This window comes from Bradyrhizobium sp. FW305-F6 (assembly GCF_058782905.1).
On sequence record NZ_JBYSYD010000004.1, the window covers coordinates 351,348 to 367,601 of the forward strand.

Annotated in this window: 13 protein-coding genes and 1 pseudogene; 7 read left to right on the top strand and 7 right to left on the bottom strand. The window is 65.2% G+C overall.

Features of this window, described 5'->3' with window-relative positions; genetic code table 11:
- The first annotated feature begins 219 nt into the window (after positions 1 to 219).
- The 6 genes and pseudogenes from AC3WLX_RS26145 (at position 220) to AC3WLX_RS26170 (ending at position 7,667) form a co-directional block, all read left to right on the top strand.
- Complete coding sequence (locus AC3WLX_RS26145; protein WP_492338411.1) at positions 220 to 1,029, top strand: DUF3108 domain-containing protein; 810 nt, start codon at positions 220 to 222, stop codon at positions 1,027 to 1,029.
- Between the two features lie 814 nt (positions 1,030 to 1,843).
- Positions 1,844 to 5,287 (top strand): helicase-related protein, encoded by a 3,444-nt coding sequence (locus AC3WLX_RS26150; protein ID WP_492338106.1) that lies wholly within the window; start codon positions 1,844 to 1,846, stop codon positions 5,285 to 5,287.
- A gap of 9 nt (positions 5,288 to 5,296) precedes the next feature.
- Positions 5,297 to 5,560: pseudogene (locus tag AC3WLX_RS26155) on the top strand (RNA-binding S4 domain-containing protein); the annotation flags it as partial.
- Between the two features lie 132 nt (positions 5,561 to 5,692).
- A complete protein-coding gene (fdxA, locus tag AC3WLX_RS26160) occupies positions 5,693 to 6,031 on the top strand; it encodes a ferredoxin FdxA (protein WP_291628573.1) in 339 nt (112 codons plus the stop codon).
- 344 nt (positions 6,032 to 6,375) lie between these two features.
- A complete protein-coding gene (locus tag AC3WLX_RS26165; RefSeq protein ID WP_492338107.1) occupies positions 6,376 to 7,197 on the top strand; it encodes a CarD family transcriptional regulator in 822 nt (273 codons plus the stop codon).
- A 233-nt stretch (positions 7,198 to 7,430) separates the two neighbouring features.
- A complete protein-coding gene (locus AC3WLX_RS26170) occupies positions 7,431 to 7,667 on the top strand; it encodes a hypothetical protein (protein WP_492338108.1) in 237 nt (78 codons plus the stop codon).
- A 33-nt stretch (positions 7,668 to 7,700) separates the two neighbouring features.
- Here the strand turns inward: AC3WLX_RS26170 and AC3WLX_RS26175 are convergent, their stop codons facing one another.
- From AC3WLX_RS26175 to cyoA, 7 genes are read right to left on the bottom strand one after another with little or no spacing between them, the layout of a single operon-like run.
- Positions 7,701 to 8,234, bottom strand: coding sequence for a response regulator transcription factor (locus AC3WLX_RS26175; protein WP_492338109.1), 534 nt, complete (start codon positions 8,232 to 8,234; stop codon positions 7,701 to 7,703).
- Positions 8,224 to 9,627: an ATP-binding protein gene (locus tag AC3WLX_RS26180; RefSeq protein WP_492338110.1), complete on the bottom strand. Its 1,404-nt coding sequence runs from the start codon at positions 9,625 to 9,627 to the stop codon at positions 8,224 to 8,226. Before AC3WLX_RS26180 ends, AC3WLX_RS26175 begins: the two co-directional genes overlap by 11 nt.
- Positions 9,599 to 10,450, bottom strand: coding sequence for an SURF1 family protein (locus AC3WLX_RS26185; protein WP_492338111.1), 852 nt, complete (start codon positions 10,448 to 10,450; stop codon positions 9,599 to 9,601). Before AC3WLX_RS26185 ends, AC3WLX_RS26180 begins: the two co-directional genes overlap by 29 nt.
- A gap of 13 nt (positions 10,451 to 10,463) precedes the next feature.
- Entirely contained in the window at positions 10,464 to 10,844 is a 381-nt protein-coding gene (cyoD, locus tag AC3WLX_RS26190) for a cytochrome o ubiquinol oxidase subunit IV (RefSeq protein WP_291628585.1), read from the bottom strand.
- Positions 10,841 to 11,470, bottom strand: a complete 630-nt coding sequence (cyoC, locus tag AC3WLX_RS26195; protein ID WP_492338112.1) for a cytochrome o ubiquinol oxidase subunit III — start codon at positions 11,468 to 11,470, stop codon at positions 10,841 to 10,843. The genes cyoD and cyoC overlap by 4 nt, the downstream gene beginning before the upstream one ends.
- Positions 11,471 to 13,468, bottom strand: a complete 1,998-nt coding sequence (cyoB, locus tag AC3WLX_RS26200) for a cytochrome o ubiquinol oxidase subunit I (protein WP_291626641.1) — start codon at positions 13,466 to 13,468, stop codon at positions 11,471 to 11,473.
- A 12-nt stretch (positions 13,469 to 13,480) separates the two neighbouring features.
- Positions 13,481 to 14,641, bottom strand: a complete 1,161-nt coding sequence (cyoA, locus tag AC3WLX_RS26205) for a ubiquinol oxidase subunit II (protein WP_291626639.1) — start codon at positions 14,639 to 14,641, stop codon at positions 13,481 to 13,483.
- 180 nt (positions 14,642 to 14,821) lie between these two features.
- Between cyoA and AC3WLX_RS26210 the strand changes: the two genes are divergently transcribed.
- Positions 14,822 to 16,165, top strand: coding sequence for an MFS transporter (locus AC3WLX_RS26210; RefSeq protein WP_492338113.1), 1,344 nt, complete (start codon positions 14,822 to 14,824; stop codon positions 16,163 to 16,165).
- Positions 16,166 to 16,254 lie beyond the last annotated feature (89 nt).

Sequence of the window (16,254 nt, forward strand, 5' to 3'; positions counted from 1 at the left end):
GAAAACGGCAATGTTTGTCGCGCGTTACCATCACATAAAGGGCACATTCGCCGCCGAAGACTGGTGGAGTTCCAAGGCCGCCCGCGTCCTCGCACATTGTTTGCCGCAGTGTTTGGCTTAAATAACAGCGCATCGCGCCTCGATTGGATTGTTTTCGTGCCGACAACGCCTCTTTTCGCGCAAAAGCTGCGCCCGGCCTGCCTGCGCCTCGGCGGCGGGCTGGCGCTGCTTGGCGCTCTGGCGCTGGCCTTCGGCGCGGCGCCGGCGGCGGCGCAGGGCAAGCTCGAGGCGCAATATGAGGCCTCGCTGTCAGGCATTCCCGTCGGCAAGGGCGCCTGGAACATCGATATCCAGGACGATGTGTTTTCGGCGGCGGCCTCCGGCGGCACCTCGGGGCTTCTGAAATCGTTCACGGGCGGGTCCGGCTCCGGCGCGAGCCAGGGCCGCGTCGTCAACGGCGCGCTGGTTGCGACCGGCTACCAGGCTTCCACCACCACCCAGAAGAAGACCGAAGAGATCCACATCACCCTCGACAAGGGCAATGTGAAGGAATTTGCGATCCTGCCGGAGCCGCCGGTCGACCCGGACCGCATCGTCGTCACCGAGGCGCACCGCCGCGGCGTCTGGGACCCCATGACGGCCTCGCTGCTGCGCGTGCCCGGTACCGGCGATCCCGTGACGCCGGAGGCCTGCCGCAACGCGGCGCCGGTGTTCGACGGCCGCATGCGCTACGAGCTCAAGCTCGATTTCAAGCGCATGGACTCGGTGAAGGCGGAGAAGGGCTATCGTGGCCCGGTCGTGGTCTGCTCGATCTATTTCGTGCCCGTCGCCGGCTACATCCCCGATCGCCCCGTGATCAAATACCTCGCCGCCCAGCGCAACATGGAGATCGCGTTCGCCCCCATCGCCGGCACGCGCATCCTGGTCCCGTTCTGGCTGAAAGTGCCGACCCCGCTCGGCCCGGCCATGCTGGAAGCCACCAGCTTCGTCACCACGGCCCAGCCCCCCAGGGTCGCCAAGACGCAGTAGGCGTTCCTCTCTCCGCCGTCATTCCGGGGCGCGCCCCTTGGCGCGAGCCCGGAATCCATCAACCCGCAGAGACGGTTGCGCGATGGATTCCGGGCTCGCGACTGCGTCGCGCCCCGGAATGACGGGAGAAATCGGGGGCCTAACACGCGCCTCAGTGATTTCAACGACTTACCTACTGTGCATGGGGTTGTTTTCGCAACAATGAGTTCGGAGGCCGTCATGGCCGGGCTTGACCCGGCCATCCATCCCCTTCGAGAGACGCTCGTCTTCGATGGATGCGAGGGTCAAGCCCGCGCATGACGAAGATGGGAATCCATTTGACTCCTCTCCGATTCTGATTCGACTCAGAACCATCCCCAGCTTTAACCAATCCGTCCGCTTGTGCGCCCGCGCAAAACTCCATCTAGTGCGCAACCCAGACGAGTCCCGCGACATGTTGCGAGAACGGAACAGGACTCACGGGGGAGTCAGCGATTCGGCCGCGATTCGTTCTCAAGTCGTTCCGAAGCTTAAGCCGAACGGAAAAAGCGTCGCAAAGTGAAACAGTTGCGCGGGATTCGGGGAGGGGGGCGAGCGTGTCTCTCGGTCACTCCCGTCACCCTGAGGTGGCCGCTTCTTCAGCGGCCCTCGAAGGGCGCCGGGCCCGGCTGGTGCTGCTCGGCTGGCAGCCGGGCCGTTCATCCTTCGAGGCTCCCCATGGCCCGCTTCGCGTCCCATGCCTCGCGCCTCAGGATGACGGATCGGGTCCCAGCCCCCTCACCGCCCCATACAGCACTGACATTCGCCCAAATCGCCATTACCTAATCCCTTAGACATGGCTTTTCCCTCCTCCCCCTTCGCCTCCGAGCGCGCAGCATCCGATCGCGTGCCCGGCGCCGGCGTCACCGCGGTGCTCGGTCCCACCAACACCGGCAAGACCCATCTCGCCATCGAGCGGATGCTCGCGCATCCCTCGGGCATGATCGGCCTGCCGCTGCGCCTGCTCGCGCGCGAGGTCTACAACAAGATCGCAGCCAGGGCCGGCGAGGCCAGCGTTGCGCTCGTCACGGGTGAAGAGAAGATCAAGCCGAAGAACCCGCGCTATTGGGTCTCGACCGTCGAGGCGATGCCGCGCGACTTGGATGTCTCCTTCCTCGCCGTCGACGAGGTGCAGATCGCCAGCGATCTCGAGCGCGGCCATGTCTTCACCGATCGCATCCTCAACCGCCGCGGCCGCGACGAGACGCTGCTGCTCGGCGCCGCCACCATGCGCCCGATCATCGAGCGGCTGCTGCCGGGCGTCTCCATGATCACGCGGCCGCGCCTGTCGCAGCTCGAATTCGCCGGCGACCGCAAGATCACGCGTCAGCCGCGCCGCACCGCGATCGTCGCGTTCTCGGCCGATGAAGTCTACGCCATCGCCGAGCTGATCCGCCGCCAGCATGGCGGCGCTGCCGTCGTGCTGGGCTCGCTCTCGCCCCGCACCCGCAACGCGCAGGTCGAGATGTTCCAGAACGGCGATGTCGATTATCTCGTCGCCACCGACGCCGTCGGCATGGGCCTCAATCTCGACGTCGACCACGTCGCCTTCGCCTCCGACCGCAAGTTCGACGGCTACCAGTTCCGCCGCCTCACCCCGTCCGAATTCGCGCAGATCGCCGGCCGCGCCGGCCGCGCCACCCGCAACGGCACCTTCGGCACCACCGGCCGCTGCGCGCCGTTCGAGCCCGAACTCGTCAACGCGCTGCAGAACCACACCTTCGATCCGGTGAAGGTGCTGCAATGGCGCAATGCCAGGCTGGATTTCTCCTCGCTCGGCGCGCTGCAGGTCTCGCTGAACGTTGGCCCCGGGCACGAGGCGCTGACCCGCGCGCCCATCGCCGAGGACATGCGCGTGCTCGACCACGCCGCCCGCGACGGCGAGGTGCGCGATGTCGCCCATGGCAAGGCCGCCGTTGAGCGGCTCTGGGAAGCCTGCCAGGTCCCCGACTACAGAAAGCTGTCGCCGGCGGCCCATGCCGAGCTCGTGACCACGCTGTACGGCTTCCTGATGCAGAAGGGCTGCATCCCCGATTCCTGGTTCGAGGCCCAGGTCACCCAAGCCGACCGCATCGACGGCGACATCGACACGCTGTCGGCCCGGATCGCGCAAATCCGCACCTGGACCTTCGTCGCCAACCGCCCGGACTGGCTGAGAGACCCCGAACGCTGGCAGGGGATCACGCGGGAGGTCGAAAATAAATTATCGGATGCGCTCCATGAACGCTTGACTGAGCGTTTCGTTGATCGCCGGACCAGTGTATTGATGCGCCGCCTGCGGGAGAACACGAGCTTGAATACTGAAATCGGCAAGACCGGCGAAGTCATCGTCGAAGGCCATGTCATCGGCCGCCTCGACGGCTTCACCTTTGCACCGGACGCGGCGGAAGCCGGCTCCGATGCGAAAGCCTTGCAGGCTGCAGCGCAAGCGGTGCTCGCCGGCGAGATCAACGCGCGCGCCGAAAAGCTGGGCAATGCGCCGGACGAGCAGTTCGTGCTGACCTCCGAAGGCATCATCCGCTGGACCGGCGATGCCGTGGCGCGACTGTCTGCCGCAGACGAGGCGCTGCATCCGCGCATCCGCATCATCTCCGACGAGCGCCTGACCGGCGCCCCCCGCGACAAGGTGCAGGCGCGGCTCGAGCTCTGGCTCAAGACCCATATCGAAAAACTGCTCGGGCCGATGTTCGAGCTCAGCAAGGCCGAGGACGTCACCGGCATTGCCCGCGGCATCGCCTATCAGCTGGTCGAGGCGCTCGGCGTGCTGGAGCGGCCGAAGATCGCCAACGAGCTGAAGGATCTCGACCAGTCCTCGCGCGCGACCTTGCGCAAATACGGCGTCCGGTTCGGCGCCTATCACATCTATTTCCCCGGCCTGCTCAAGCCCGCCGCGCGTGCGCTCGCCGCGCTGCTCTGGGCGCTGAAGCAGGACAATGTCGATCTCTCCGCGCTGTCGGGCGCGCAGCATCTGGCCTCCTCGGGCCGCACCTCGTTCCCGGTCGACAAGCAGCTGCCGCGCGATGCCTATCGCGTGCTCGGCTACAAACAGGCCGGCGAACGCGCGGTGCGCGTCGACATCCTGGAGCGCCTCGCCGATCTGATCCGCCCCGCTTTGGCCTGGCGCGAGAATTCGCCGGGCGAGAAGCCCGCCGGCGCCTTCGACGGCCGCAGCTTCATGGTGACGCAGGCGATGACTTCGCTGACGGGCTCGGCCGGCGAGGATTTCGCCTCCGTGCTCCGCGCGCTCGGCTATCGCATGGAGAAGCGCCCGCCGCTGCCGCCGAAGCCGGTGGTGACGGAAACGGTTGCGGCCGAGACGCCGCCCGCCGAAGGCAGCGCGGAGACTGCGACCGAGACCGCAGCCGAGACCGAAACTGCGGCCGAGGCCGTTGCCGGCCTGCCGGACGAGGCCTCCACCGAAGCCGCCGCTGAAGCGGTCACGGTCGAAGACGCGCCCGGCATGGAGCCGCAGGACGAGGTCGCGCAGGCCGAGCCGGCGCAAGACCCATCCCCTGAGGTCGCAGTCACGCCTGAAGATGCCCCCGGCATCGCGCCGCCGGCGGAAGAGGCTGCGACGTCTCCCGAGGCTGCGACGTCCCCTGAGACTGAAGGGCTCGAAGCCGCTGCCGCCGAGACCGCCGCCACCGAAGCCGCTGTATCGCCCGATATTGCCGCGCCTGTCGAAGCCGCTGCCGCGCCCGCCGAGCCCGAGCTGGTCGAGGTTTGGCGCCCCGCCGGCCGCCACGAGGATCGCAAGCCGCGCCACGAACGCCATCGCCATCAGCGTCACAACAATCAGCGTCCGCGGCCCGGCGCTGAGGCCGGCGCTGCACCCGATGCCGCGAGTGCCGCGCCCGGCGAAGCAACCGACGGCGCGAAGCCGGGCCATCGTCATGGCGGCCATCGCCGCGATGGCGGCCGCGACTTCCGCAAGCCGCGTGAAGGCGGCGAGGGCGGTGAGCGCCGCGACGACCGCAATCGCAGCTTCCAGGGCAAGGGGGATCGCGACAAGGATCGCGATCGCAATCGCGACAACAAGAAGTTCGGCGGAGATCGCGACAAGGGCCGCGACAATCGTGGCCGCGACCGCGACAAGGGCCGCGACCGTCAGGGAGGTCCCTCGCTGCGCCCCTACGCCTCGAGCGCGAACCCGCGCGAGCGCGACCGCCCTGCCGATCCGAACTCGCCCTTTGCGAAGCTCGCCGCGTTGAAGGAGCAGCTCTCGGGGCGGAAGGAGTAGCCCACGACCGAGCGGCAGCGCCTCGACAAATGGCTGTGGCACGCGCGCGTGGTGAAGGCGCGCACCTCCGCAGCCGAGCTCGTCGCCACCGGCCATGTCCGCGTCAACGGCGTGCGAGAGACCTCGCCGGGACATGCGGTCAAAGCCGGTGACGTGCTCACCATCGCGCTCGATCGCACCGTGCGCGTCCTCAAGGTCACCGCCTTCAGCGAACGCCGCGGCGATGCTGCCTCGGCGCGGGTGCTCTACGAGGAGCTCGGCACGCGCAATTAATTGCGCATTACATTCATTTCTTGGTCGATCAAAGACGCAAAGCCGTCATGATCGGGCCTTCCCGACCTTGCGGCGCCCGGCCATCCGCGCTAGGCAAGCCGCGACTTCTAAAAGAGCTTTTCGGAGCGTTGGATGACTTACGTCGTCACTGAAAACTGCATCAAGTGCAAGTACACCGACTGCGTCGAGGTCTGCCCGGTCGATTGCTTCTACGAGGGCGACAACATGCTCGTCATCCATCCCGACGAGTGCATCGATTGCGGCGTGTGCGAGCCGGAATGCCCCGCCGACGCCATCAAGCCGGACACGGAACCGGGCCTCGAAAAGTGGCTCGGGGTCAACGCCGAATACGCCAAGAGCTGGCCCAATATCACTCAGAAGAAAGAATCACCTGCCGACGCCAAGGAATTCGACGGCATGGATGGCAAGTTTGAGAAGTTTTTCTCCCCGAACCCGGGCTCCGGGGACTAATTCGGGCTCAAACTTAACCGTAATAGCGGCGCTTCTACCGAAAACCAGCCCTAAGAACCCCTAAATCATTGATTTTTGCGGGAAATGTGCTATATTGAGCACATTAAGCCGAACCCCGTCAGCCCCGTTGGCCCCTCTGGGTTCCCGTGAAACCAAATGTCGAACAGGGGCGTGGCAGTTTCCGCGCGCAGGCTGTGTCACAGAAAACGCGTAAAAAGAGTACTTCAGCGAGGGCTTCCCATAAGGAGGCCAAAAAAGTCGCCGCGGCCAGCCGTAGCGCATCCAAGGGTCGGACCGCGACGAAGGCGCCGGCTGCAAAGTCCTCGAAGAACAAAAGAAGCGCAATGCCTAACAAGACTGCCAAACCGGCCGCGAAAGCGACCGCTGCCAAGCCTGCTGTCAAGTCTGTGACCGCCAAGCCCGCTGCCGTCAAGGCTCCCGCTGCCAAGCCCGCCGCGCCGAAGGCTCCCGTTGCCGCTGCGCCTGCCAAGGCTCCCGTCGCTGCCAAGCCGGCCGCCAAGCCCGCGGCTGCGCCGAAGGTCGAGGAAAAGAAGGTCGTGACCCAGCGTCAGGGCTTCAAGGCCAACGAATTCGTGGTCTATCCCGCTCACGGCGTTGGCCAGATCCTGGCCATCGAGGAGCAGGAGATCGCCGGTGCGAAGCTCGAGCTGTTCGTCATCAACTTCATCAAGGACAAGATGACGCTGCGCGTGCCGACCGCCAAGGTCGCCAATGTCGGCATGCGCAAGCTGTCCGAGCCCGCGCTGGTCAAGAAGGCGCTGGAGACCCTCAAGGGTCGCGCCCGCGTCAAGCGTACCATGTGGTCGCGCCGCGCCCAGGAATACGAAGCGAAGATCAATTCGGGCGATATCGTCGCCATCGCGGAAGTCGTGCGCGATCTCTATCGCTCGGAATCGCAGCCAGAGCAGTCCTACTCTGAACGCCAGCTCTATGAAGCGGCACTCGACCGTCTCTCCCGCGAGATCGCGGTGGTGCAGCACTCGACCGAGACCGAAGCGGTCAAGGAGATCGAGGCGCAGCTCGCCAAGAGCCCGCGCCGCAACGCCAAGGCGGAAGCCGCCGAAGGTGAGGGCGATGCGGATGCCGAGGGCGAAGCCGACGATACCGATGGCGACGACACCACCGTTGCCGACGAGGCGGCGTAAGCAACGCTTGCGCCGATCGCAATCAATCAAAAGCCCGGCCGGTTGGCCGGGCTTTTTGTTTGCCGCGAGTTCGGTCGCAGCGGTCGCTCGTGCGGTCGATGGCAGCCAGGAGAAACTGCACCGTCGTCGGCCGGTCGCGCAGTGTGATGGCCGACACTTTCCTTCGCTCCGCCTTCCGTCAGTGTGCTGCCACGCGCCGGTTGTCCCGGCTGCAGAGCACATGGGAGAGGGTCATGAAGTTTCCACGTTTCGCGACTTGCGCCGCTTTGGTTATCGGAATCGGCTTGCTGGCCGGCTCGGCCTCGCACTCGCCGGCTGCCGCAGGCGCGTTCGGCCCGGACTACGGCTGGATGGGCAATCGAAAATACATGGACTGCCTCAAATATGTTGGTGCGTTCGGATCCAACTATCCTGGACGCGACAAGAACATCGCGGCCTGCAAGAGGGAGTATCTGCCCGGCGGTCGCTGATCGTGAACGCCCTGTGGCCGCATCACGCGGTACCTACTTCACCGGCCGCTTCTCGAGCTTCCTAGCCAGTGTGCGCCGGTGCATGCCCAGTCGGCGTGCGGCTTCCGAGATGTTGAAATCGGTCTCGATCAGGGTCTGGTGGATGCGTTCCCATTCCAGCGTCTTGATCGAGGTCGGCCGTGCGTCGAGTGCGACCTCGGTGTTGCCTTCGGCCTTGGTGAAGGCGGCCTCGATGTCGTCCGTGTTGGACGGCTTGGCCAGGTAGTGGCAGGCGCCCAGCTTGATCGCTTCCACCGCGGTGGAGATGCTGGCAAAGCCCGTGAGCACCACGATCAGCATGTCGGGGTCGTGCGCGTGCAGGAGCTCGACGCAGGCAAGGCCCGAGGCGCCGCCGAGCTTGAGGTCGACCACGGCATGGCCGAAGGAGCGCTGCTCCAGCACCTGGCGCACCTCTTCGATCGAGGCGGCGAGCACGACCTCGTAGCCGCGGCGCTCGAACGAACGCTTCAGCGTCCGGGCAAAGCCGGAATCGTCCTCGACCACGATGAGCGAACGGTCAGCCGTCAAAATTCCCTCCGATCGCGAGCGTTGCGAGCGGCAGCGTCAGCCGCACAGTGGCGCCGCGCTTCCTGTGGTTCTTGGCGGTCACGCTGCCCCCCAATTTGCGCACGACGTTGACCACCAGGAACAGGCCGAGCCCGCCGCCGGTACGGCCCTTGCTGGATTGGTAGGGCTTCCCCAGCTGAGCCAGCATCTCCGGCGCAAAGCCGGGACCTCGGTCGGAGATCGACAGCACGAGATTGTCGCCCTCGCGCTCGGTCACGAGCTCGACCCAGTCGCGCGAGACTTCGTAGGCGTTGTCGAGCACGTTGAAGATGACCTGCTTCAGCGCGACGTCGGAGACGATCGAGACGTCCTCGCCGAAGGTGTTGACGAAGTAGAGGGTGCGGGCCGAGCGCGCGTCTCGCCACTCCTCCACCAGCGCGGTCACGAACGCCGTCACCGTGGTCGGCGAGGAGCCTTCGCCGCGCGCTTCGCCCGCCGAGACCAGGATCCCCGTGACGATCGACTTGCAGCGCTGCAGCGAGGTCTCCATCTCCGCGAGGTCTTCGGCGAGCTCCTGATCGGCGGCAAGGTCCGGCATGCGGCGCCAGTCGCTGAGGATCACCGACAGGGAAGCGAGCGGCGTGCCGAGCTCGTGCGCAGCGCCAGAGGCAAGCAGGCCCATGCGCACGATGTGATCCTGTTCGGCGGCATGCTGGCGCAGCGCTGCCAGATTGGCGTCGCGCTCTCGCAAGTTCCTGTTGATGCGGGTGACGAACACCACGAGCAGCACGGCGTTGAGCACGAAGCCCAAGAGCATGCCTGTTACGGTGAGCGTGTAGGTCTCGCTCAGCGGATTGGGCGGCAGGTCGAGCGGCCGGTAGGCCAAAGTCAGCCAGACGAAGCTCGCACAGGTCAGCGCCACCAGCGACCAGGTCGAGCGGGCATCGAGCAGCACCGCGCCCAGCGTGACCTGGAGCAGGAACAGCGAGGTGAAGGGATTTGTGGCGCCGCCGGAGAGATAGAGCTGCGCCGTCAGCGCGGCGACGTCCAGCATCAGGGCGACCAGAAGCTCGTTGTTGGTGATTGCGGCGCGATGGCGCACCCACACGAGGCTCGAAACGTTGAGCAGCACCAGGGCGCCGATCACGGCGCCCATTCGTTCCAGGGGCAACGGGATGCCGAGACCAAAATGCACGACGCCGATGGTCACCATCTGGCCGACCACCGCAGTCCAGCGGAGCTGGATCAGCAGCGCCATGTTCTTGCGGTTGGTCTCGTGATCGGTCGGCGCCGTCCCGATCAGCTCGCTGCGCGCGCCGGCCAGCGATTGCAGCGTGACGGCCAGCCCGTCAGGCGCAAGCGTCTGGGAAGGCGTCTTCCCGTCGTCAGGTCGGCTCGACGATCGTTCCAGCATCTGATCCCGTCCTGCGGGCGGTCGAATCCGAGCCGCCGGCGCTGTCGTGGACGAAGCGCTTGCGGCGGAGCAACCCGCCGCCGAATGTTACGAAAAGCCTGCCGGCCAGCATGAAGGCCAGGGCAAACCACGTCAGCGCGTAGATCAGGTGGTTATTGGGAAAGCGCACCACGGTCAATCCGGCGATCGGTCCGCCAGCGATTTGTGATTTGGCATCGGCATCGACGAAGAATGGTGCGACGTTTTGGAGGCCGCGGGCCGCGGCAATCGCCTCGACATCCCGAGAGTACCAGCGGTTGTGCTGCGGCACGTTGCTCCGGAGGAAGCCGCCTTTGGGCTCCGTGATGCGGAGCAGGCCAGAGATCTCGACGTGGCCGTCCGGATTGCCGTCGCGGCGCGTCGATGGGTCACGCCGCTCCGACGGCACGAAGCCGCGGTTGATCAGGACCAGCGTGCCGTCGCTGCGTTCGAGCGGCGTCAGGACCCAATAGCCCGGGCCTTCCTCCGTGACGGCTTGGACCAGAGTCTCCCGATCGTGCAGGAAGCGCCCGCCGAGGCTGACATGTCTGTACTCGTCGTTGGCGGCGCTGACCGCGGGCCACGCCGCGGGCGCGGGGATCGGCTGGGCCGGAGCATGGACGCGCTGCTCGACCCGGTCGATCAGAGCCAGCTTCCAGGCGCGGCGCTCGATCTGCCAGACGCCGAGCGCGATCAGAACGACAAGAGCGACGAGCGAGAGGACCGTGAGCCACAGGGCGGGGGCGTGCACGGCGCTGCCCTGCGTCTTTCCCGCCTCGCTCGTCGCGGTGCCGGTTCTGCTCACGCCAAAGCCTCGCTCACTTCATGCCTGTCATCTGGTGCATTGGCATCATGTTGCTGTTGAGGTGGCTCATCACCCACAGCGAACCGGACAGCGCGATCACGACCATCACGATGGTGAAGATCAAGGCCATCATGGTCCAGCCGTTCTCGGAGGCCGTGTTCATGTGCAGGAAGTAGATCATGTGCACGACGATTTGCACGATCGCGAACGCCATGATGACCAGCGCGGTGATCTGCTTGCTCGGCAGTGTGCCGCTCATCACCAGCCAGAACGGGATGGCTGTGAGCACGACCGAGAGCACGAAGCCGAGCACGTAGCTCGAGAACGTGCCGTGAGCGTGGCCGTCGCCATGGTGGTGGTCGTGCGCGCCGGCTGCGTGGGTATCGGTGCTCATCGCAGAACTCCCAGGAGATAGACGAAGGTGAAGACGCCGATCCAGACCACGTCGAGGAAGTGCCAGAACATCGACAGGCACATCAGGCGGCGGCGATTAGCCTCGATCAGGCCGAATTTCTGGACCTGTACCATCAGCGTCACCAGCCAGATCAGGCCGCAGGAGACGTGCAGGCCGTGGGTGCCGACCAGGGTGAAGAAGGCGGACAGGAAGGCGCTGCGCTGGGGCGTTGCGCCCTCGTGGATCATGTGGGCGAACTCGAAGAGCTCGATGCCGATGAATGCAGCCCCGAACAGGCCGGTGATCGCCAGCCAGGCCTGCGTCTGCGCGATCTTGTTCTGCTGCATCGCCAGCATGGCAAAGCCGTAGGTGATCGAGGACAGCAGCAGCATCGAGGTGTTCACCGCGACCAGGTTCAGGTCGAACAGGTCCTTCGGCGCCGGGCCGGCGGCATAGTTGCCGCCGAGCACGCCGTAGGTGGCGAACAGGATCGCGAAGATGAGGCAGTCGCTCATCAGGTAGATCCAGAAGCCGAGCGAGGTGCTCCAGCCTTCCGGATGCGGATGCTCGTCGGCGAGATAGAAGACCGGCTCTCCGGTCTGCGAGGGATGTACGGCGACAGTCATTTACTTGGCTCCGGCGAGCAGCTTGGTGCGCGCGTCCTCGGTCCGGATGACGTCTTCAGCCGGAATGTCGAAGTCGCGGTGATAGTTGAAGGTGTGACCGATCCCGACGGCGAGCATTGCGATGAAGCTCACGGCGGCGAGCCACCACATGTACCAGATCAGGCCGAAACCCATCGCGGTGGCGAGGCCTGCTAGAATGATGCCGGTGCTGGTGCTGCTGGGCATGTGGATCGGCTTGAAGCCGGTGAGCGGACGCTGGTAGCCGCGCCGCTTCATGTCCCACCATGCGTCATTGTCGTGGACGACCGGGGTGAAGGCGAAGTTATAGTCGGGCGGCGGCGAGGAGGTCGCCCATTCCAGCGTGCGTGCGTCCCAGGGATCGCCGGTGACGTCCTTGAGCTGCTCGCGCTTGAGCAGGCTGACGGCGAACTGCATCAGCATCGAGAGAATGCCGATGAAGATGAAGACGGCACCGATCGCGGCGATGACGAACCAGATTTGCAGTGACGGGTCGTCGAACACGCGCAGGCGGCGGGTCACGCCCATCAGGCCGAGCACGTAGAGCGGCATGAAAGCGAGGTAGAAGCCGGTGACCCAGAACCAGAACGACATCTTGCCCCAGAACGGGTCGAGCTTGAAGCCGAACGCCTTCGGGAACCAGTAGTTGATGCCGGCGAACGCGCCGAACACCACGCCACCGATGATCACGTTGTGGAAATGCGCGATCAGGAACAGGCTGTTGTGAAGGACGAAGTCGGCCGGCGGCACCGCGAGCAGCACGCCGGTCATGCCGCCGATGACGAAGGTCAGCATGAAGGCGACTGTCCACATCATCGGCAGTTCGTAGCGGATCCGGCCGCGATACATCGTGAACAGCCAGTTGAACATCTTCGCGCCCGTGGGGATCGAGATGATCATCGTCGTGATGCCGAAGAACGAGTTGACGCTGGCGCCCGAACCCATCGTGAAGAAGTGGTGCAGCCACACTAGGTACGACAGGATGGTGATGACGACCGTGGCGTACACCATCGAGGTGTAACCGAACAGCCGCTTGCCGGAGAAGGTCGAGGTGACCTCGGAGAAGATGCCGAACGCCGGGAGAACCAGGATGTAGACCTCGGGATGGCCCCAGATCCAGATCAGGTTCACGTACATCATCGGGCTGCCGCCGAAATCGTTCGTGAAGAAGTTGGTGCCGACGTAGCGGTCGAGCGAGAGCAGCGCGAGCACGACGGTCAGGACTGGGAAAGAGGCAACGATCAGCACGTTGGTGCAGAGCGAGGTCCAGGTGAAAACCGGCATCTTCATCATGGTCATGCCTGGGCAGCGCAGCTTGACGATGGTGCAGATCAGGTTGATGCCGGACAACGTCGTTCCGACGCCGGCGACCTGCAGCGCCCAAATGTAATAGTCGACACCGACATCGGGACTGTAGCCGATGTTCGACAGCGGCGGATAAGCCAGCCAGCCGGTGCGGGCGAATTCGCCGATGAACAGCGAGGCCATCACCAGCACCGCGCCGCCGACCGTCATCCAGAAGCTGAAATTGTTCAGGAACGGAAACGAGACGTCGCGGGCGCCGATCTGCAGCGGCACGACGTAGTTCATCAGGCCCGTGACCAACGGCATCGCCACGAAGAAGATCATGATCACGCCGTGGGCGGTGAAGACCTGGTCGTAGTGATGGGCGTTGAGATAGCCCTCGGAGCCATTGAAGGCGAGCATCTGCTGCCCGCGCATCATCAGCGCGTCCGCAAAGCCGCGCAGCAGCATCACGATGCCGAGGATCATGTACATGATGCCGATGCGCTTGTGGTCCACGGTGGTGAACCATTCGCGCCAGAGATAGCCCCAGAGGCGGAAATAGGTGAGGGCGCCGAGCAGCGCCGCTCCGCCGAGCGCGACCACGGCGAAGGTGCCGACGACGATCGGCTCGTGCAGCGGCAGCGACTCGAATCCAAGCCGGCCGAAGATGAGCTTGAGAAGATCAGGAGACATGCGCGTTCTCTGTTAGGAATCTGACTTCGGACGTGGTCCGAGGAAGAAGGACGAGGACTTCAGCGGCGTGAAGCTCGGCCGCTTCAGTCCAGCGCCGGTGAGCGGCGCCATGTCGAGCGGGGCCGTGATGGAGGCGGAGGTCTGGCCCTGCGGCGCATCGGGCGTGCAGGCGCCGGCGACGAAGGTTGGCGCCGGCCCGAGCGGGGCGCCGCGGCGGGCGTATTTGTCGTAGGTGAGCGGCAGGGTGTTGTTCAGACCCTGGTGGCCGGCGCCGCCCTTGGCGTCGATCGCCATCATCTCGCTCTGGCACATCTTGCCTGTCTCGACGCACATATTGAGGATCAGGCGATAGAGATCGGCATCGACGCTGCCCCAGCGGCGCACCGGCTCGTTCTGGCTGGGCTTCTCGAGCTGGAGATATTCGGCGCGGCCGAGCGAGCCGCCGGCGGATTTGGCGCTGGCGATCCAGTCGTCAAAACCTTTGTCGTCGAGTCCCCTAAACTTGAAGTTCATGCCGGAGAAGCCGGCGCCGCTGTAGTTGGCCGAAAAACCCTTATAGGTGCCGGCGTGGTTGACGACGGCGTGCAGCTTGGTCTCCATGCCCGGCATTGCGTAGATCTGGCCGGCGAGCGCGGGGATGTAGAAAGAGTTCATCACCGAGGACGCGGTGATGCGGAAGGTGATCGGACGATCGACTGGCGCGGCGAGTTCGTTGACGCTCGCGATGCCGTAATCCGGGTAGATGAAGAGCCATTTCCAGTCGAGCGCGACGACGTCGACCTCGAGGGGGGCCTTGGACTGGTCCACGGCGCGGTCGGCATGAATGCGGCCGAGGGTGCGATAGGGGTCGAGGAGATGCGTGCCCATCCAGGTCAGCGCGCCGAGGCAAACGATGATCAGCAGCGGCGCCGACCAGATCACCAGCTCGAGCGCGGTCGAGTGATCCCAATCCGGCTCGTAGGGAGCCGCCGTGTTGGACTGGCGATAGCGCCAGGCGAACAGCACCGTCAGCGCCATCACGGGGAGGACGATGAGGAGCATCAGGACGGTGGAGATGATGACGAGGTCGCGCTGTTGGGCTGCGATATCGCCGGCCGGCGCCAGCACGACATAGTCGCAGCCGGTGAGAGCGGCAGCCAGAGGTAGTAGCGCCAGGATCTTGAGACGAGACACGGGCCGAGCCTTTGAGAATGAGTTTCTTTTGCGGGGCCAACGGGTAGCTGCGGCGCAACAGGCGGGACATTGGACAATTTGTCCAATGTTGCATTGCGGAATGCTGGATCAGACAGGGCCGGACTGCCTGGCGCCCGCCGGGCGGTCGGCCTTGGTTTTTAAGACGTTAAGGGCGCACGCATGGCGACGGCACAGACCCCCGCAATGACAGACATCCACACCGGCGAGCATGGCCACGACCAGGCCAGCCCCGGCGAGATCGCCATCGGCGTCATCATCGGCCGCACCTCGGAATTCTTCGACTTCTTCGTCTTCGCGATCGCCTCTGTGATCGTGTTTCCGCGCCTGGTGTTTCCGTTCGCCAGCGAGCTGAACGGCACCTTTTATTCTTTCATGGTCTTCGCTTTGGCCTTCATGGCCCGGCCGATCGGCACCGTCATTTTCATGACGGTCGACCGTGAGTATGGCAAGACGGCCAAGCTGATCTCGGCACTGTTCCTGCTCGGCACCGCCACCGTGGCGCTCGCGTTCCTGCCGAGCTATCACGAGATCGGCGCTGCCGCGATCTGGCTGCTGGCGCTGGCGCGTATCGCGCAGGGTCTGGCCTGGGGCGGCGCCTGGGACGGCATGGCCTCGCTGCTGGCGCTGAACGCGCCGCCATCCCAGCGCGGCTGGTACGCGATGGTGCCGCAGCTCGGGGCGCCGCTCGGGCTGATCGTGGCGAGCGCGCTGTTCGCCTATTTCGCCGGCAATTTGTCGGCGGATGATTTCTTCGACTGGGGTTGGCGCTATCCGTTCTTCGTCGCCTTCGCCATCAACGTGGTGGCACTGTTCGCGCGCCTGCGCATGGTGACGACGGAGGAATATGCCACGCTGTTCGAGACTCGCGAATTGCAGCCCGCGCGCATTTCTGAGACAGTTGCCCGCGAAGGCCAGAACATCATGCTTGGCGCGTTCGCGCCGCTGGCGAGCTTCGCCCTGTTCCATATGGTCACGGTGTTTCCGCTGTCCTGGGTGTTCCTGTTCACCCGCGAAAGCCCGGTGCGCTTTTTGATCATCGAGATCGTCGCCGCCGTGTTCGGCGTCGCCGCGATCGTGGCCTCCGGCATCATCGCCGACCGCGTCGGCCGCAAGTCGCTGCTGATGGGCTCGGCGATCGCGATCGCGATCTATAGCGGTTTCGCGCCGCAGCTGCTCGACGCCGGCGCGTTCGGCGAGACCATCTACATGGTGATCGGCTTCATCCTGCTCGGCCTCTCCTTCGGTCAGTCCTCCGGCGCGATCGCTTCGAACTTCCGGCAGACCTACCGTTACACGGCGTCGGCCCTGACCTCGGACATGGCCTGGCTGTTCGGCGCCGGCTTCGCGCCGCTGGTGGCGCTGCTGCTTGCCACAAATCTCGGCGTCATCGCGTCGGGTGCGTATCTGCTCTCCGGCGCGTTCTGGACCCTGCTCGCACTCTGGCTCAGCGGCCAGCGCGAGGCCGGCGACATGGACACGGGCGGCAAGGCCAGCAACGCATAGCCATCCGGACTTCAACGGGACGGCTGTAGGGTCGGCAAGGTGCATCGCGCCGTGCCCACCATCTGTTTCCGATGGAGCGAGATCGTGGG